Here is a 17458-nt window from a genome sequence, read left to right on the forward strand (position 1 = left end):
GGCCAGGTTACCCCACCCGCCTCGCTTCGCTCGGCGCCCTCCCCTCAAGGGGGAGGGAGCCGCCTTGCACCTTGGCTACCCTGTCCTCGTGATCGATCATGCCGACGATGCGCGCGACCTCGCCCGCCGCGATCTCCACCGCAAGAACCCGGTCGAGATCGACCGGGCGCGGCATCGAAGCCTGTCCGCGCGGGATGCGCCTGAAGCCGAGCGGGCCGTAGTAGGGCTCGTCGCCGACGAGGATCACTGCCGGCCAGCCCGCCTTTGCGGCGGCTTCGACGGCCAGCTTCACCAGATGCCTGCCGATGCCGAGATTCTTGTAAGCCGGTTTCACGGCAAGCGGGCCGAGCATCAGCGCCCTGCCCTCGCCGGCCGCCACCCGCGTCATCCTCACCGAGGCGATGACGGCGCCGCCATGCATGGCGACGAAGGAGAGCGCGCGCTCGTGGGGGCCGCCCTCGCGGATCTTGTAGGCGGCGCGCGTAAAACGCCCCGGCCCGAATGCCTCGGCGTTGATCGCTTCGATCTCGTCATCGTGCACCGGCTCTTCCGGCAAAAAAATCGTGTCGGCAAAAGTCATCGTCTCTGGTCCGCAAGGTCGAAAAGAAGCCGCAGGGCGGCAATCGCCAAAATCGCGCCTCAGGCGCGGGCGTCCAGTCGTCGTCGCTCGATGCGAAGCTGTGCGGAGACGGTCATCATCGGACGAGCCCGCTAGCACTATTTCGGGCCAACGTCCACGCGAATTTCCCGCAGGCGATCGTTTCCGTTGTGAGAACGCTGCGTTCAGATGGATTTGTTTCCCGTTGGAGCCACTTCGCCCTACATGGGAAGCAAACGGAAAGGACATGACGATGGGGTTGCTGGTCGACGGCAAATGGCAGGACAGGTGGTATGATACCAAAAGCACGGGCGGCAAGTTCGAGCGCTCGGCCGCGCAGTTCCGCAACTGGGTGACGGCTGACGGCACGGCCGGCCCAAGCGGCAGTGACGGTTTCAAGGCGGAACCCGGCCGCTATCATCTCTACGTCTCGCTGGCTTGCCCCTGGGCGCACCGGACGCTGATCTTTCGCAAACTGAAAAAGCTGGAAGACGTAATCACCGTATCTGTCGTCCATCATTTCATGGGTGAGAACGGCTGGACTTTCCTGAAGCAGGACGGCGCGACCGGCGACACGCTTTACGGCTTGGACTACCTCCATCAGATCTATACGAAAGCCGATTCTGAATATTCCGGCCGCGTCACCGTTCCGGTGCTGTGGGACAAGGAGCGCGAAACCATCGTCTCCAACGAATCCTCCGAGATCATCCGGATGCTGAATTCGGCTTTCGACGCCTGGGGCGACGCGTCGCTGGACTTCTATCCGGAGCCGCTGCGCGCTGAAATCGATGCGGTGAACGATCTCGTCTATCCGAACGTCAACAACGGGGTCTACCGCGCCGGCTTCGCGACGAAGCAAGAGGCCTATGAAGAAGCCTTCGCCAACCTTTTTTCGACGCTGGACACGCTCGAGGACCGGCTGTCACGCCAGCGCTATCTTATCGGCGAGCGGCAGACCGAAGCCGACTGGCGGCTTTTCACGACGCTGGTGCGGTTCGACGCTGTCTATGTCGGGCATTTCAAATGCAATCTGCGCCGGATCGACGATTACCCGAACCTCTCCAACTACCTGCGCGACCTCTTTCAGGTGCCGGGCGTGGCCGAAACGGTGAACATGCTGCATATCAAGCATCATTATTACGGCAGCCACGCCACGATAAACCCGACCGGCATCGTCCCTGTCGGGCCGGAACTGGATTTCATGGCGCCGCATGACCGCGGCCGATTCAAGCAGGCAGCCTGAGTTCACCAGAAAGGCGAGGCCTGCGCGCCCTGCAAGGCTTCCCTGATGCGCCGGCGCGTCGCCGGCGTCGTCTCTTCCGGCAGGTCGCCGATCTCGAAGAACGCCGCCTCGGCGATCTCCCTGTTGGGCACGAATGGCGCGGTCTGCCGGAATTCGGTCACCAGATAAACGGCGACATGGTCGCGGCGGCTCGCCTGCCGGTTGAAATGCAGCGACAGGAGACGTGGCGGCGCGGAAATCTCGATGTTGCCCTCCTCCTGAAGCTCGCGCGTCAGCGCCTCCAGCATGGTCTCGCCGGGCTCGACGCCGCCGCCCGGAATCTGCCAGCCGGGAACGTAGGTATGCCGAATGAGCAGGACGGCGTTCTGCGCCGCGTCGTAGACGACGCCGCGCGCGCCGAGCGTCATCGGCCTGCGCATCAGGAACAGCGTGTGAAAAAGCCGGGCCCTCAGCTTCGGCCAGCCGAACTGGCGGAAGCGCTCGTCGGAACGCGCCGTGCTCAAATCCTCGTCAGACGGCATCAGGGAAACGCTGCCGGTTCTGGTCAGCACGGCCGCGCTGCCCTAGACAGTAATCATGTTTCGGCTTGCGCATATCTCCGATGTCCATCTTGGTCCCCTGCCGGCTGTAACCTATCGTGAGCTCGCCTCCAAGCGCATGGTCGGTTACGTCAACTGGCACCGCAATCGCAAGAAGCTGCTTCAGGACGGCGTGCTGGACGCCATCATCGCGGATATCAATGCCACGGGCGTCGACCATCTGGCGATCACCGGCGATCTCGTCAATCTGGCGCTCGACGTCGAGATCGACCTCGCGCGAAAATGGCTGGAGACGCTCGGCCCTCCGGATCGCGTCTCCGTGGTTCCGGGAAATCACGACGCTTACGTGCCGGGCGCCTTCGCGAAGGTGACCAGAGCCTGGGGGCCGTGGATGACGCCCGACGGCAGCCACGCTCCCGCCGGTCGCGAGACGTTCCCCTATCTGCGCGTGCGCGGGAACGTCGCGCTCATCGGCGCGACGTCGGCGCGCGCTACCGCGCCCTTCATGGCGACCGGCTTCTTCCTCGGCGATCAGGCGGCGCGGCTGCGCAAGGTGCTCGCCGAGACGCGCGAGCGTGGTCTGTTCCGCGTCGTGATGATCCACCATCCACCCGTGCGGAATGCCGTGCCGCCGCACAAGCGCCTGTTCGGCATCACCCGCTTCCAGAAGGTGATGCGCGCCTTCGGGGCTGAACTCGTGCTGCACGGCCATTCCCATCTGCCGACACAGTTCCTGATGGAGGGCAAGGACGGCCCCATCCCGGTGATCGGCGTGGCGGCCGCGGGTCAGGCGCCCGGCGGCCACCATCCGGCGGCCCAGTGGAATCTGCTCGAAATCGCAGGCAAGCCCGGCCAATGGTCGGCGCGTTTGACACGCCGTACGCTGACGGGCGCGGTGACGCGGCCGATCGAGTCGACCACCATCGATCTGATCGGGCAGGCGCGGACGGTGGAGATAGCCTGAACGCTCAGAGCGGCAGGCCGGCGAACAATTCGTCGAAACGGTTCCAGAGCAGGAAGACAAGCGCCGCGAATACCGCCAGCAGCACGCCGGAAGACACGAGGTAGAGACCGCCCAGGAAGCTGGCCAATCGTTCCCGCGATCCTGCCGGATCCGTCGCGGCCTCGTCTGCCGTCCGGACTGGCAGCACGCTCTCCGGCGCGCCGTCCAGCAGGCGCTGGCGCTCGACGAGCCGTTCTGCGACATAACGCGTTACCTGCTCGGCCACCGGCGTCATATCGGCGGATTCGGCGAGCACCATCTTGCCCGCGCGCGTGTCGCGGACGAACCGATAGGTGCGCTTGTCCCGGCCCATGGCGACATAGCTCACGGCGTCGATCCAGAGGCGCGGTTGCAGACCGGATGAAATCGCGAAATCGAAAAGGTCGCTGTCGACCGGGACATCCTCGAAGACCGGCTTCAATTCGCCGGCGATGAGCTCCAGCCGCATACGCTCGGCGTCGCGCAAGTCGACCACGACATCGGCGCGGTCGGCGGCGGCGTTCTTCACGTCGCGTATGGCGTCCGACAGCTTGCGGGCGCTCTCGCGCGTCGCGGCACTCTCGCTACCCTCACTCATGTCACGGGTTCCAAAGTTTGGTAAACGCGACGTTAACATAAGGTTTCGGTGAAATCACGCCAGTCCGGCAGGGTGCGGAAGCGGCGGAAACACCGGATCAGGACGCCGCTGCCCGCCGGATCAGCGTCGCCACTTCGTCCGGACATTCTTCCGGCAGCATATGGCCCCGGCGCGCGATGCGACGGACGGCGATGGCAGAGGGCAGACCGTCCGCATGACGTGGATCGAGCACCCGGTCCTCATCACCCCAGACGACGGTTACCGGAATCGGCAGCCCGGCGATCAGCTCGCGCGGGATCATGCCCTGCCTGCCATCCTTCGCGATACGACCCACGAGTTCTTTCAGCACCTCGCTCTGGCCCGGCAGGGCACGCATCGCCGCCATCGCGGCGAGGTCCGCCATGTCGTGGACATGCCCCTGCGCGCACATCGGCTCCAGCGCTTCCGCCAGCTCGTCCGCGCTCGCGGCGGCGGCAAGGGCGCGTAGCGCCGCCTCGTTGATGGTTTCGCCGAAACCACCCGGCGCGAGCAGGGTGAGCGAGGCGACCCGCGACGGTTCCGCGATCGCCATCAGCGTGGCGATCGCGCCGCCCATCGAATGGCCGACAAGATGAAACGACGTCACGTCACGCCGGGACAGGTCATCGAGGATCACACCCGCCGCACGGCGCGGCGCGGCGGACTCACGCATGCCGAGCGAAACGCCATGCCCCGGCAGATCATAGGCGATCGTCGGAACGGGAGGGCCGAGCGCGCGCCTGACGCTGGTCCAGACGCCGTGATGGCCGCCGAAACCGTGCAGAAGCACGACCGGCGGCCGTCCGGGCTCTCCTTCCATATGGGAGAAGAGCCCTGCCATCTCAGTGCGCCGGGCGATCGAGGATGCGGTTCGCCGCCGACACCACCGCCTCCAGCGACGCGGCGACGATGTTGGTGTTGATGCCCGCGCCAAAAATCTTGCCGCCGGGATACTCCATTTCCATGTAGCAGATGGCCGCCGCGTTGGAGCCGCGCTGGATGGAATGCTCGGAATAATCGAGCACCGAGAGGTCGATGCCGATGTGCCGTGACAGCGCGTCCACGAAGCCGTCGATCGGACCGTTGCCGGTGCCGTTGATGACGATCTCCTTGCCGCCATCGACGATGGTCGCCTCGACGGTGCGGCGGCCCTTCATCACCGGATCGGGAAAGGTCTGGTGATCGATGAACTTCAGGCGCGCACCCGGCTGGTCGACATAGGTCTTCAGGAACTCGTCATAGATGCGCTTCGACGGCAGCTCCTTGCCCTCCGCGTCGGTGATATGCTGCACGTGGCGGCTGAACTCCACCTGCAGGTTGCGCGGCAGGTTCAGCCCGTAGTCGGCCTGCAGGATATAGGCGATGCCGCCTTTGCCCGACTGCGAGTTGATGCGGATGATCGCCTCGTAGGTGCGGCCGACATCCTGCGGATCGATCGGTAGGTAGGGAACCTCCCACAGTTCGGAATTCGCCTTCTGCTTCGCCTTCATGCCCTTGTTGATGGCGTCCTGGTGCGAGCCGGAAAACGCCGTGTAGACCAGCTCGCCGACATAGGGATGCCGCTCGCCGATCTTCATCTGGTTGGAATATTCGTAGACGTCCTTCATCCGCTGGATGTCGGAGCAATCCAGCTCGGGGTCGACGCCCTGCGTGAACATGTTGAGCGCCAGCGTGACGATATCGACATTGCCGGTGCGCTCGCCATTGCCGAACAGCGTGCCCTCGACGCGGTCGGCGCCCGCCATCAGGCCGAGTTCGGTGGCCGCGATGCCGGTGCCGCGATCGTTGTGCGGGTGCAGCGAGATGATCAGCCTGTCGCGATTGTCGAGCTGGCGGCACATCCATTCGATGCGGTCGGCGTAGATGTTCGGCGTCGACATCTCGACAGTCGAAGGCAGGTTGATGATGAGCCTGTTCTCGATGGTGGGCTTCACGATCTCGGCGACCGCATTGCAGATTTCCAGCGCCACTTCGAGTTCGGTGCCGGTAAAACTCTCCGGCGAATACTGGAAACGGTAGCCGCCGCCTGCTTTCGCGGCCATGTCGGTGATCATCTTGGCCGCATCCGTCGCGATCTGCTTGATGCCGCGCACGTCCTTTTCGAACACGACGCGGCGCTGCAACTCGCTGGTGGAATTGTAGAAGTGGACGATCGGCGTCCTGGCGCCCTGCAAAGCCTCGAAGGTGCGCGTGATGAGTTCCGGCCGGCACTGGACCAGCACCTGCAGGTCGACATCGTCCGGCACGTTGCCTTCCTCGATGCACCAGCGGGCGAAGTCGAAATCGGTCTGCGAGGCGGACGGGAATCCGACCTCGATCTCCTTGAAGCCCATGTCGAGCAGCAGCGCGAACATGCGCGCCTTGCGGTCGTGGCCCATGGGGTCGATGAGAGCCTGATTGCCGTCGCGCAGATCGACCGAGCACCAGATCGGCGCCTTCTCGATCTGCTTCGAGGGCCAGGTGCGGTCGGTCAGACCGACCTGCGGATAGGGCTGGTATTTGCGTACCGCATCCGGCATGCCTTTTGCGGAATGCGCGTGTTGTGTCGTATCCATCGTCCTGTCTCCTGACGCGAACGTCCTGAGCGTTGCGTCTCTCGAATTCATATCTTGCTTGGGGCGAGGAGCGGCAGCCTGGGCGGCATATCGACCGCCGGGCGCTCCTCGTCAGCGAGCCCGGCGATCGCCGATAAGGCCGAGAAGAAGGAGCGTGGAAGAAAGCGCGCGCACGGTCTCCGCCGCGAAAGCGGACGAACGGGACAGCTCGATGGTCGGGCGCCGGAACATGGGCGCTCTCTTACTAGAGCCTGATCGGCCGCGCAAGAGCGTCATTCCCTGACGAGCCGGGCGACCAGACGCGCGATGACAGGCCCGAAAAGCAGCACCATGAGGAAACGGGCGAGTTGCAGCGCCATGATGAAGGATATGTCCACGTCACGCGATGCCGCCGCGATGATGGCGACCGCATCCATGCCGCCGGGGCTGGTGGCGAGATAGGCAGTCAGCGGGTCGACGCCGGTCGCTTCGACCAGCACCCACGCCAGCGCACCGCAGAAGGCGATCAACACGACGATCGAGCCAACGATCTGCGGCAGCGCCTTCGTCGCATGCAGCAGGATTGCGCGGGTGAAGTTGAGGCCGATCGACCAGCCGATCAGCGCATAGCTGACGGCCAGCAGCCAGTTGGGCAACTGGAAATCGACATCGAGGCCGAGATGCAGCGCCGTGGCGACGAGGAACACGCCCATGAAGAAAGGCGACGGCAGGCGCAGCAATCTTCCGGCGAAGCTCCCCACGAACACGACAGCGACCGTGGCCGCGAACGCTAGGGCATCGATGGGCGGAAACCAGACGATCGGCGCGGCCACGACACCCGACGTGTCGACCCACAGACGTGCAACCATCGCCGCCGTCAGCGAGACGATGATGACACGCAGATATTGCATGAATGCCACGAGCCGCGCATCCGCCCCGAACGCCTCGGCCATCAGCACCATCGCGTTGGCCGCGCCCGGCGAGGAGCCCCACACCGCCGTACTTCCCGGCAGGACCCGCCAACGGCTGATGAGCCAGCCGAGGAAACTGCTGGCGACCAGAGTCGCGATTACGGCAAGCAGGAAAAGCGGCCAGTCGGCCAGAAAAGAGGAGAAAATGGTGAGAGAGATGGAGGCCGCGATCAGCACGCCCACCACGCCCTGGCTGAGCGCATAAAGCGCTTTTGGAACGCGAATGGCCGCGCCGTTGGTGCCGACCGCGATGCCGGCGATCATCGGACCGATCAGCAGCGCGGCCGGCAGATGGCCGAGTTCGAGAAGCGTCGCCAGCAGAACCGAAAGGAGGGCGAGGAGCAGCCACTGCAACGGACGCGGCATCGTCGCGAGCAACGCCGGCTCCGGCGGCTTTTCGAAAGAGTCCATGCATGCGGCCTAAGCCGCAGAAAGCCGAAAATCAAATGCAGACTTCGGCGCCGGACCAGCGCCGCGCCGTCACGGCATCAACTGTCCACCGTTCACCTCGATCACCTGTCCGGTGACGTAGCCGCTCAACATGTCGGACGACAGGAACAGATAGGCGCCGACGCAGTCTTCCGCTATGCCGGCCCTGCCCTGCGGAATGGTTGCGACCATGGCCTTCATCTGCTCATCCGTCGAATAGCGCTCATGGAAAGGCGTGGCGATCACGCCGGGCGCGACGGCATTCACCCGGATCTTGTAGGGCACGAATTCCTTCGCCATGCCCCGGGTGACGTTCGACACGAACGACTTGGCCGAGCCGTAGATGCCGGCGCCGCCGCCGGCGCCGTTCCGCGCGGCTATGGACGAGGTGTTGACGATGAAGCCGCCCTGCCGCTTCAGCCAGGGCAGCGCCGCGCGCGTGGCGATCACCACCGAACGCGCATTGAGATCCATGACCCGGTCGTAATAGTCGTCCGTCATCTCGGCATAGGGCACACGCCCGATCATGCCGCCGGCATTGTTGACGAGCCCGTCCAGCCTGCCGAAATGCTCAGCACTCTGCTCGACGACGCGCCCGACGTCCGGCGAGGAGGAAAAGTCCCCCTGCACGAGGAAAACCTCGCCGCCATTCCCGCCGATCGTTTTCGCGAGATGTTCGGCCGCGTTCTTGCTGGCATTGTAGTGCAGCGCAACCTTGCAGCCCTGCTCCGCATACGCCACAGCCAGCGCCGCGCCTATTCCCGTCGAGGCGCCGGTGATGAGCACGACCTTGCCGCGAAGGTCGGGGATGTTCAGCCTGTTCTCGCCCATACGTCGCTCCTGCGAGTTTCAACCGCAGCAGCTAACGACACCGCCGACACCGGCGCAACCCCGACCGTCGGTCCAAACTGGCAGCGCTGCAAAGGCTCAGGCGAAAGGCACCGCCGCCGTACCCTTCGGCAGCTTGGCCTCGTCGTCCGGCTCGACGTGGATGATGACGCGCACGGACGGAATCTCTGCTTTCAGCGCGTCCTCGATCCGGTCGCAGATGACGTGGCTTTCGCGCACGGTCATGTCCGAATCGACGATCAGGTGGAACTCGATGAAGGTGGCGCGGCCAGCGATGCGCGTCTTGAGGTCGTGCACCTCCAGCGCGCCCTTAGAGTTCACCGAGATGATCTCGCGGATGCGCATGTTCTCCTCGGTCGGCACGGCCTTGTCCATCAGGCCGCTCAGCGAGGAGGAGATGACCTGCCAGCCCTGATAAAGGACGTTGATGGCGACGAGGATCGCGAGCAGCGGATCGAGGATGGCGAAACCAGTAACCACCGCCGCGATGAGACCGGCGATCACGCCGACGGATGTCACCACATCGGTCATGATGTGATGACCGTCGGCGACGAGCGCCGGGGACTTTTCGGCGCGGCCTACGCGTATCAGGATCATCGCCCAGATGACATTGACGAGGGACGCGAGCCCGTTGACCGCCATACCTTCCCACGGTTGCTCCATGGCGCGCGGCATCCGCAGCGCATCCCACGCTGCGGCGAAGATCATCAGCGCCGCAACGGCGATCAGCACCCCCTCCAGAACAGCGGAGAAATATTCCGCCTTGTGGTGGCCGTGCTGATGATCGTCGTCGGCCGGCATGTAGCTGACGCGGATCGCCCAGAACGCCGCGCCCGAGGCGATGACGTTGACGATCGACTCCAGCGCGTCGGAATAAAGTGCGACCGAGCCCGTCATCCACCAGGCGCCGGTCTTGAGCCCGAGCACCGAGAAGGCGACGACGATCGACCATGCGGCGAGTGTCGCGACCTTCGGCTTCGGACGTCCGGGAGTTGCGACTGCGTTCAAAGCGTTCCGGCGATCACGCCGCCTTTTCCCTGGCCTTGCGCGGCAGATGCGCGACGATGTTCTCTATCATCCGCATTCCGGCGTTCTGACCGAGCGTCATGATCGATTCGGGGTGGAATTGCACTGCGGCGATCGGCTCCTTGCGATGCTCGAACGCCATGATGATGCCGTCCTCCGTCTCCGCCGTGACGAGAAAATCGTCCGGCAACCGCACCGGATCGGCGAAGATGGAGTGATAGCGCCCGACCGTTACCTCTTTCGGCAGGCCGGAGAAGATGACGCCCGGCTTCGACACGCGGATGCGCGACGGCTTCCCGTGCATCGGGATGTGGAGATGGCGCAGCTCGCCGCCATAGGCTTCCGCCAGTGCCTGCAGGCCGAGGCAGACGCCGAAGATCGGCAACTCGCGCTGGCGCGAGCGCCTGATGGTGGAGGCGCAGTCGAAATCCTTCGGCGACCCCGGTCCGGGCGACAGCACGACGAGGTCCGGCCGAAAGGCGTCGAAAACCTCGTCCGGCACCGGTGTCCGCACAGTGGAGACCTCGGCGCCGGTCTGCCGGAAATAGTTCGCCAGCGTGTGCACGAAGGAATCCTCGTGATCCACCAGCAGGATCTTGACCCCCTCGCCCACCTTCGCCGTCGCGCGCTCGGCAGCCCCGGAATTCGCTGACTTGGCGTCACGGATGGCGGAGATCATGGCGGATGCCTTCAGCTCGGTTTCGGCTTCTTCTTCTGCCGGATCGGAATCGTAGAGCAATGTGGCGCCGGCGCGCACTTCGGCAATGCCGTCCTTGATGCGGATGGTCCTGAGCGTGAGGCCTGTGTTCATGTCGCCATTGAAATGCACCATTCCGATCGCCCCGCCATACCAGGCGCGCGGGCTCTTCTCATTGTTCTCGATAAAGCGCATTGCCCACAGTTTCGGCGCACCGGTGACGGTGACGGCCCATGCGTGGGAAAGAAACGCGTCGAAGGCGTCCATCCCCTCGCGCAGGCGGCCCTCGATATGATCGACCGTATGGATGAGGCGCGAATACATCTCGATCTGGCGGCGACCGATCACCCGCACCGAGCCCGGCTCGCAGACCCGGCTCTTGTCGTTGCGGTCGACGTCGGAACACATGGTCAGCTCCGACTCGTCCTTCTTGGAATTCAGCAGCTTGAGGATCTGCTCCGAATCCGAAATGGCATCGTCGCCGCGCTTGATCGTGCCGGAGATCGGGCAGGTCTCGACGCGCCGGCCCGATACGCGCACGAACATCTCGGGCGACGCGCCGATCAGATACTCGCCTTCGCCGAGATTGATGAAGAAGGAATAGGGTGACGGATTGATCGCCTTGAGGCGGCGCGAGATCTCGGAGGGCTGCGTCTCGCAGCGCTCGTAGAACATCTGCCCCGGAACGACCTCGAACAGATCGCCGCGCCTGAAACTCTCCTTCGCCTTTTCCACGAGACGCGCATATTCGCCTGGCTCGTGGTCGCCGCGCGGCGGGATGCGGTCGGCCGTCCGGAACGGCTCCGACACCTGCTCGCGCGGCAGGCCTTCCGTGGAGAAGCCGTCGCCAGAATAGTCGTAGCGATCGACCCACGCCTTGGCCGAATAATGATCGACCATCAGGATCTCGTCGGGCAGGAACAGCACGAGGTCGCGCTGGCTTTCCTTGCGCTCCAGTTTCAGCTCGACCGGATCGAACTGGAAAGCCAGATCGTAGCCGAACGCGCCGAACAGACCGAGATCGGCGTCCTGCTCGGTCCTGAACAGAGCCACGATCGCCCGCAAGACGGTGAAGACGGATGGAACGCGGCTACGCTCTTCCTCGGTAAAGACGCGGCCCGGCGCCGCTATGTCGAGCGTGACGAGACGCTGTGCGCGGCTCCCGATCGTGACGTCCTTCAGCGGCTCGATGGCCTTGAGCAACACCGGGAGGAGCGCCTCGCCCCGCCGGTTCAGCGCCTCGATCCGCATCGCGCGGCCGCACGCCGAAATGGCGACGGGCGGGTCGATGATCGCCGTATCCCAGCGTGTGTAGCGGCCCGGATATTCGTAATTGGAGGAAAAGACCGCGCCGCGGCGGCTGTTCAGCCCGTCGATATAGCTTTCGATAGCGCCCTGATAGGGCGTGCCGTGGCGCTTGCGGGTGACCGCGACACCTCCGGCGGTCACGTATCGTTCGGCACCGTCTTCGAGCACTTCCACCGTCATCCGACACTCCATTCCTTTTCCAGTCGGGTCCGGAAGGCTCAAGAAAACAAAAAGGCCGCCCGGATCATCCTGCGGCCATCTGAACTTTTCGCGCGCACGCGCTCGCCCGGCCGCCTCAGCTGCCGCGCCACCACTTCGCTTGGGTCGAGATCATGTGCATATCGGTTTCATACCGTCCGCCGCGCGGTCCGGCAAGCGGATTCATTCGGATTGGAGCCGGCCCCGCTCCCTGTCGCGGCGGCGACGCAGAACCGACACCGCCAGCCACGACAACGCCGCCCAGGCGGCGCCGAGCGCCCAGCCGGCGATCACGTCGCTCGGCCAATGGACCCCGAGAAAAATGCGAGTCAATCCCACCGCCAGGGCGATCGCCACGGCAACCGCAAAGACATAGATGCGTACGCTGGTCTTCTCCGTCAGGCGCGCAATGACCGAAGCGAGCGTCAGATAGACGAGAGTCGTCATCATCGCGTGCCCGCTGGGAAAGCTCGCCGTGTGGACAAGATCGAGCTGCGGCACCAGATCGGGCCGCGGCCGGTCGTAGAAGCTCTTCAGGAGCTGGCTCGTGATCCAACCGGTCGTCACGGACAGGAGCACGAACAGCGCCGGTCCCCTGAGCCCGTTGATAAGCAGCAGCCCGATCACCGCCGCCACCAGCACGACGATCAACGTATATCCGCCAAGCGCCGTGATCTCGACGACGCTTTCGGCGAGCCATGGCGGGCCGACCGTCCGCGAAAGGTCGGCCGGGTCGCGAAAAGCCAGGAGAATGGAGGAATCGAACTGCACGAGTTCTTCCTCGCCAACCTCGTGGCCGATGTAGACGAACGCCAGGACGCCGAGCGCGGCGGCCGCCACGATCAGCGCCGGCAACCACGAAGCGCCTGAATTCCTGAGACCGGAGACGAGATCTGTGATGCTCATGGCGAAGAGATGTGGAGCGCGGCGGACCGTATGACCAGTGCGGCTTATCTCCGCAGCACCGCGCTCAGCACGTCGCGCACGCCGATGGCGCCGACGAAACGCGACGCCTCGTCGAACAGGGCGACGGGCGCGGTCTGCGAACGGTGCATGGCCAGCATCACCGTCTTGAGCGGCGTGCCGGGAGTCGCCCAGAACACCTGCGCCGTCTCCTCCGGCTGACGCTCCACATCCGCGCAGGAGACCCATACGGCGGGCCTGCCGTCGCGTTCGGCGGCCGCCACCAGCCCGTCGTCATCGACCTTGAACTTCGTCGTCCTGCGCCGGTCGAGCCAGATCCAGCCGTCCGGAGCGGTTTCCAGCTCATGCTTGCTTCGCATGACATTCCAGGCGGTTAGCACGGAAAGCGGATTCACATTGGCAATGAAGTCGCGCACATAATCGTTGGCGGGCTTCAGCACGATGTCCTCCGGCGCGCCGCTCTGCACGATGCGCCCGCCTTCCATGATCGTGATGGTGGAGCCGATCTTCAACGCCTCCTCCAGATCGTGGCTGACGAAGATGATGGTCTTCTTCAGCGTCTTCTGAAGCTGGAGGAGCTCGTCCTGCAACTTGGTGCGGATCAGCGGATCGAGCGCCGAGAAAGGCTCGTCCATCAGCAGGATTGGCGCCTCGGTGGCGAAGGCGCGGGCAAGGCCGACCCGCTGCTGCATGCCGCCGGAAAGTTCATGGGCGAACTTGCGCGCCCACTGGTCGAGGCCGACCAGCTTCAGCTGCTTCTGCACGCGCGCCTTGCGTTCGGCCTCCGGCACGCCGGAAAGCTCCAGCCCGAAGCCGACATTCTCCTCGACCGTGCGCCAGGGCAGCAGGCCGAACTGCTGGAAGACCATGGCGACACGGGTCTGCCGTATGCGGCGCAGCGTGGCCGCATCGCAATTGGCGACGTCGACGGTCCTGTCGCCGTCGTGTACGGACACGTTTCCGCGCGCGGGCACGTTGAGCCGGTTGACGGCGCGCAGCAGCGTGGACTTGCCCGAGCCGGAAAGGCCCATCAGCACCGAAATCTCGCCCTCGTTGACGGTGAGGTTCGCCCCCGCGCAACCGAGCACGGCGCCGGTCTTTTCGAGGATTTCGGCACGCGTCGCGCCCCGATCGATCATCGCCAGCGCTTCCGCCCGCGCTTCGCCGAAGACGATGTCGACGTTTCTGAATTCGACGGCGGCGTTCATCGCGAGCCTCCCGTACGCACGCGGCTCATACGGTCGAGGATGATGGCGAGCACGACGATGGCGAGCCCCGCCTCAAGGCCGAGCGGGATGTTGACGGAGTTGAGCGCCCGCACCACCGGCTTGCCCAGACCGTTCGCGCCGATCAGCGCGGCGATCACCACCATCGACAGGCACAGCATGATGCACTGGGTGAGACCCGCCATGATCGTGGGCAGCGCGGCCGGCAGTTCGACCTTCCAGAGAAGCTGCCGCTTCGTCGCTCCGAAGGCCTCGCCTGCCTCCAGCATAGGCTTCGGCACCGAGGTGATGCCGAGATAGGTCAACCGGATCGGCGCAGGCGCGGCGAAGATGACGGTAACGATCAGGCCGGGCGCGATGCCCAGTCCGAAAAGGATAAGCACTGGAATGAGATAGACGAAGGTCGGCATCGTCTGCATCAGGTCGAGGATCGGTTGCAGGATGCGGTAGCCGCGCTCGTTATGCGCCGCCCATATGCCGATGGGAACGCCGATCGCCATCGAAGCGGTGGCCGCCGCGACCACGAGCACCAGCGTTTCAACCGTCTCCTTCCAGAGCCCTTGGTTGATGATGAAAAGCAGGCCGATCGCGATGCCGATCGCAAGCTTCACAGAGCGTTGCAGATACCACGCAAGCAAGGCGATCAAGGCGACCAGGACGAAGGGCGGGAACCACAGCAGGGCGTCCACGAGGCCATCGAGAACCACCGTCAGGCCGTTCGCGATGGAATCGAAGAACCACTCGAAATTCGTGGTCAGGAAGTCGAAGAAGGCCTTGCCCCATCGTCCGACCGGTATCTTCGCACTGGCTATCAGACTGGAAACCGGGTCCATCGCGCTCCCTCCTTCGACATCCCACCCCCGCACTCAAGAAAAAGGCGGCCGGGCATGCGGCCGCCTTTCCCGATCTCGTCACCCGGCGAGATTCATCCGCCGATGGCCGCTTTCACGGCGGCGGCCGCGTCGCCGCCGTCGAAGGTGGTGACGCCGTTCAGCCATGGCGTCACCGCATCCGGATTCTTCTTCAGCCACGCAGTCGCGGCAGCCTTGGGCTCGGCGCCGTCGTTCAGTATCGAGCCCATGATCTCGTTTTCCATGTCGAGCGAAAAGACGAGGTTTGTCAGGAACTTGCCGACGTTCGGGCATTCCGTGGTGTAACCGGCACGCACGTTGGTATGTACGGTCGCGCCGCCGAAATCAGGACCGAACACCTCGTCACCGCCGGAAAGGTACTCCATCTCGACCGCAGCGTTCATCGGATGCGGCTCCCAGCCGAGGAACACGACGTCCTTCTTGGAGGGCACAGCCTTCTGAACGGCGGCCAGCATGCCGGCTTCCGAGCTTTCGACCAGTTCGAAGCCGCCGAGATCGAACTTGTTGGCGCTGATCATGTCGAGGATCAGACGGTTGCCGTCATTGCCGGCCTCGATCCCGTAGATCTTGCCGTCGAGCTTGTCCTTGAACTTGGCGATGTCCCCAAAACTCTTGAGACCGGCCTCGTAGGTGTATTTCGGCACGGCGAGCGTGTACTTCGCGCCGGTCAGGTTGGTGACGATGTCCTCGACCGTCTTGTTTTCGAGATAGGGCTTGATGTCGGCTTCCATGGTCGGCATCCAGTTGCCGAGAAAGACGTCGATGTCCTTGTTGGACAGCGACGTATAGGTCACCGGGACCGAAAGCACCTGCACGTCGGGCTGATAGCCCAGCGCTTCGAGGATGACCGAGGCGGTCGCGGTCGTCGCCGTGATGTCCGTCCAGCCGACATCGGCGAAACGCACCGGCTTGCAGCTCTCCGGCTCCGCCGCGTAGGCGGCTCCGGTGGAAAGCACAGCCGCCAGGCCGAGACCGGCGGCCAGTCTGTTAACGCGCAACATGAAGTAGTCTCCCATTGTGATTCTGATTGCGGCGAAACGCCATCGGAAGGCGATGCCGGGGTGGTTGCAGCCAGACTTCATTCTGGCCCGCTTTCATGCATTCCGGCAAGGGCTATGCGTCAGTTCGTTTTCTCGTTGCGACATCGCCGCCCTTCGGAACGCATCTCCATGGCGCCCTGGAGGCTTTCGCGCGTGATCTCCGAAGTACGGGGCGACGCCATTGCCGCTCCCCGCGTGAAACGCACCCGTTGCAAAACGCTGGGCCGCGCGACTTTCAATCGCCATACGAGACTCCTATATTCGCGCCCACATCAGGCGGAACACCGGGAGAAAATTGGATGGCCAGCTTGCAGGATTTCGATCAGGAGATCGCCAAGACCAAACAGGTTGTCGAAGAAATGCGGTCCAAGATCGAGCAGTCCGGCACCATGCTGGATACGCTGGCCAAGGCCGACCAGAAGATCGGCGACGCCAATTTCGACATCGAGAATGCCCGCATCGAGGATGTCATCAAGCAGCAGAAGGTGATGGAAGGCAACATCGCCGAGCTGATCATCGGCCTAGAGGACGCCACCAACGCCTTCGGTTCCGAATTCGAGAGCATGAAGAGCTTCACCGGCTGGGAAACCTTCATCGGCATCTTTTCCGACGAATCCAAGCAGCGCATGCGCACCGACCGCGTCCGCAACATGTCGCTGGCCAGCAATCTGCAGGAACTTCTCAGCAAATCCGACACCATCGTCGGTATCCTGAAAGCGCAGAAGCAGGTGCTCGAAGCCCGCTACAAGACCTCCGAGGCGAGCCTCGGGCAGGTGATCGAGCGCCGCAAGACGACGATGGAAAACCTCACCGGCGTTCAGAAGCGCATCGAGGAGTTGAACCCGCTGCTGCTCGACATAGAGAACAAGATCGCCGCATCGACCAACCAGTCCGAGCGCACGCAGCTCGAGGGCGAGCGCGCGAAACTCGCCACGGAGTACAACGAGAAGCAGGCCAAGGAACAGGAACTGCTGGCCGAGAGCCAGACGCTCGAGCGCTACACCTCGATGTTCCAGACCTTCGTCGATTCCCTCAACAACCAGATCGCGGCGCAGAACACGCTCATCAACAAGCTGTCGATCGACACCGAGCAGCGCATCGTCCTTTACAAGGCGCTGGAAGATTCGTTGAAGACGGCTGCCCAGCAGGACGTCGCTCACAAGATCAACACGCTCGGCTCCAAGGTCGACACCACCGCCGAGGAGACGATGGCGGGCATCGGCGCAGCCGCGCAGAAGCATATCGGCGACCTTCTGGAGATGCACGAGAAGAACATGGTGGCGACCGCCGACATCCAGCGCCGCAAGAAGCTGGCCGACGACGCCTTCGCCCGGCGTTTCGAGGAGGTGCTGCGCAAGCACAACGCTTCGGAATACGGCCGGTCCTGAGACGACGCGGCGTCCGGC

16 protein-coding genes are annotated in these 17458 nt (G+C 64.0%); 3 read left to right on the forward strand and 13 right to left on the reverse strand.

What is annotated here, in order from left to right:
* Positions 1-7: 7 nt before the first annotated feature.
* Positions 8-580 carry an N-acetyltransferase gene (locus M9955_00560; GenBank protein MCO5080127.1) on the reverse strand — a complete coding sequence of 191 codons (573 nt, stop codon included), beginning with the start codon at positions 578-580 and terminating at the stop codon, positions 8-10.
* 271 nt (positions 581-851) lie between these two features.
* On the opposite strand from M9955_00560, the gene M9955_00565 reads away from it, so the two are divergent.
* Positions 852-1841 carry a glutathione S-transferase family protein gene (locus M9955_00565; protein ID MCO5080128.1) on the forward strand — a complete coding sequence of 330 codons (990 nt, stop codon included), beginning with the start codon at positions 852-854 and terminating at the stop codon, positions 1839-1841.
* A 2-nt stretch (positions 1842-1843) separates the two neighbouring features.
* On the opposite strand, the gene M9955_00570 is transcribed toward M9955_00565, so the two are convergent.
* Complete coding sequence (locus tag M9955_00570) at positions 1844-2362, reverse strand: NUDIX domain-containing protein (protein ID MCO5080129.1); 519 nt, start codon at positions 2360-2362, stop codon at positions 1844-1846.
* Between the two features lie 55 nt (positions 2363-2417).
* Between M9955_00570 and M9955_00575 the strand changes: the two genes are divergently transcribed.
* Positions 2418-3344, forward strand: coding sequence for a metallophosphoesterase (locus M9955_00575; GenBank protein ID MCO5080130.1), 927 nt, complete (start codon positions 2418-2420; stop codon positions 3342-3344).
* A gap of 4 nt (positions 3345-3348) precedes the next feature.
* Here M9955_00575 and M9955_00580 read toward each other — a convergent pair whose 3' ends face one another.
* The 11 genes from M9955_00580 to M9955_00630 form a co-directional block, all read right to left on the reverse strand.
* A complete protein-coding gene (locus M9955_00580) occupies positions 3349-3960 on the reverse strand; it encodes a hypothetical protein (protein ID MCO5080131.1) in 612 nt (203 codons plus the stop codon).
* A 97-nt stretch (positions 3961-4057) separates the two neighbouring features.
* Entirely contained in the window at positions 4058-4819 is a 762-nt protein-coding gene (locus M9955_00585) for an alpha/beta fold hydrolase (protein ID MCO5080132.1), read from the reverse strand.
* A gap of 1 nt (position 4820) precedes the next feature.
* The gene (leuA, locus tag M9955_00590) at positions 4821-6497 is read right to left on the reverse strand and encodes a 2-isopropylmalate synthase (GenBank protein MCO5080133.1); all 1677 of its coding nucleotides are present in this window, start codon (positions 6495-6497) and stop codon (positions 4821-4823) included.
* Positions 6498-6805: 308 nt separating this feature from the next.
* A complete protein-coding gene (locus tag M9955_00595) occupies positions 6806-7894 on the reverse strand; it encodes an AbrB family transcriptional regulator (GenBank protein MCO5080134.1) in 1089 nt (362 codons plus the stop codon).
* A gap of 69 nt (positions 7895-7963) precedes the next feature.
* Positions 7964-8743: an SDR family oxidoreductase gene (locus M9955_00600; protein MCO5080135.1), complete on the reverse strand. Its 780-nt coding sequence runs from the start codon at positions 8741-8743 to the stop codon at positions 7964-7966.
* A 96-nt stretch (positions 8744-8839) separates the two neighbouring features.
* On the reverse strand, positions 8840-9769 hold the full coding sequence (locus tag M9955_00605) for a cation diffusion facilitator family transporter (GenBank protein MCO5080136.1): 930 nt from the start codon (positions 9767-9769) through the stop codon (positions 8840-8842).
* Between the two features lie 13 nt (positions 9770-9782).
* Positions 9783-11972, reverse strand: coding sequence for an anthranilate synthase (locus tag M9955_00610; GenBank protein ID MCO5080137.1), 2190 nt, complete (start codon positions 11970-11972; stop codon positions 9783-9785).
* Positions 11973-12173: 201 nt separating this feature from the next.
* Positions 12174-12896, reverse strand: coding sequence for a phosphatase PAP2 family protein (locus M9955_00615; GenBank protein ID MCO5080138.1), 723 nt, complete (start codon positions 12894-12896; stop codon positions 12174-12176).
* Positions 12897-12940: 44 nt separating this feature from the next.
* Positions 12941-14122 carry a choline ABC transporter ATP-binding protein gene (choV, locus tag M9955_00620; protein MCO5080139.1) on the reverse strand — a complete coding sequence of 394 codons (1182 nt, stop codon included), beginning with the start codon at positions 14120-14122 and terminating at the stop codon, positions 12941-12943.
* Positions 14119-14973 carry a choline ABC transporter permease subunit gene (gene choW / locus M9955_00625; protein MCO5080140.1) on the reverse strand — a complete coding sequence of 285 codons (855 nt, stop codon included), beginning with the start codon at positions 14971-14973 and terminating at the stop codon, positions 14119-14121. The genes choV and choW overlap by 4 nt, the downstream gene beginning before the upstream one ends.
* 92 nt (positions 14974-15065) lie before the next feature.
* A complete protein-coding gene (locus M9955_00630) occupies positions 15066-16013 on the reverse strand; it encodes a choline ABC transporter substrate-binding protein (GenBank protein MCO5080141.1) in 948 nt (315 codons plus the stop codon).
* A gap of 338 nt (positions 16014-16351) precedes the next feature.
* On the opposite strand from M9955_00630, the gene M9955_00635 reads away from it, so the two are divergent.
* Positions 16352-17440: a hypothetical protein gene (locus tag M9955_00635; GenBank protein ID MCO5080142.1), complete on the forward strand. Its 1089-nt coding sequence runs from the start codon at positions 16352-16354 to the stop codon at positions 17438-17440.
* Positions 17441-17458: the final 18 nt, after the last annotated feature.

The organism is Rhizobiaceae bacterium (genome assembly GCA_023953845.1).
Lineage (GTDB): Bacteria > Pseudomonadota > Alphaproteobacteria > Rhizobiales > Rhizobiaceae > Arvimicrobium.

Excerpts from the sequence above, each read along its gene's own strand:
- M9955_00560 (MCO5080127.1), bottom strand. The coding sequence starts at position 580 with ATGACTTTTGCCGACACGATTTTTTTGCCGGAAGAGCCGGTGCACGAT.
- M9955_00565 (MCO5080128.1), top strand. The coding sequence starts at position 852 with ATGGGGTTGCTGGTCGACGGCAAATGGCAGGACAGGTGGTATGATACC.
- M9955_00570 (MCO5080129.1), bottom strand. The coding sequence starts at position 2,362 with ATGCCGTCTGACGAGGATTTGAGCACGGCGCGTTCCGACGAGCGCTTC.
- M9955_00575 (MCO5080130.1), top strand. The coding sequence starts at position 2,418 with ATGTTTCGGCTTGCGCATATCTCCGATGTCCATCTTGGTCCCCTGCCG.
- M9955_00580 (MCO5080131.1), bottom strand. The coding sequence starts at position 3,960 with ATGAGTGAGGGTAGCGAGAGTGCCGCGACGCGCGAGAGCGCCCGCAAG.
- M9955_00585 (MCO5080132.1), bottom strand. The coding sequence starts at position 4,819 with ATGGCAGGGCTCTTCTCCCATATGGAAGGAGAGCCCGGACGGCCGCCG.
- leuA (MCO5080133.1), bottom strand. The coding sequence starts at position 6,497 with ATGCCGGATGCGGTACGCAAATACCAGCCCTATCCGCAGGTCGGTCTG.
- M9955_00595 (MCO5080134.1), bottom strand. The coding sequence starts at position 7,894 with ATGGACTCTTTCGAAAAGCCGCCGGAGCCGGCGTTGCTCGCGACGATG.
- M9955_00600 (MCO5080135.1), bottom strand. The coding sequence starts at position 8,743 with ATGGGCGAGAACAGGCTGAACATCCCCGACCTTCGCGGCAAGGTCGTG.
- M9955_00610 (MCO5080137.1), bottom strand. The coding sequence starts at position 11,972 with ATGACGGTGGAAGTGCTCGAAGACGGTGCCGAACGATACGTGACCGCC.
- M9955_00615 (MCO5080138.1), bottom strand. The coding sequence starts at position 12,896 with ATGAGCATCACAGATCTCGTCTCCGGTCTCAGGAATTCAGGCGCTTCG.
- choV (MCO5080139.1), bottom strand. The coding sequence starts at position 14,122 with ATGAACGCCGCCGTCGAATTCAGAAACGTCGACATCGTCTTCGGCGAA.
- choW (MCO5080140.1), bottom strand. The coding sequence starts at position 14,973 with ATGGACCCGGTTTCCAGTCTGATAGCCAGTGCGAAGATACCGGTCGGA.
- M9955_00630 (MCO5080141.1), bottom strand. The coding sequence starts at position 16,013 with ATGTTGCGCGTTAACAGACTGGCCGCCGGTCTCGGCCTGGCGGCTGTG.
- M9955_00635 (MCO5080142.1), top strand. The coding sequence starts at position 16,352 with ATGGCCAGCTTGCAGGATTTCGATCAGGAGATCGCCAAGACCAAACAG.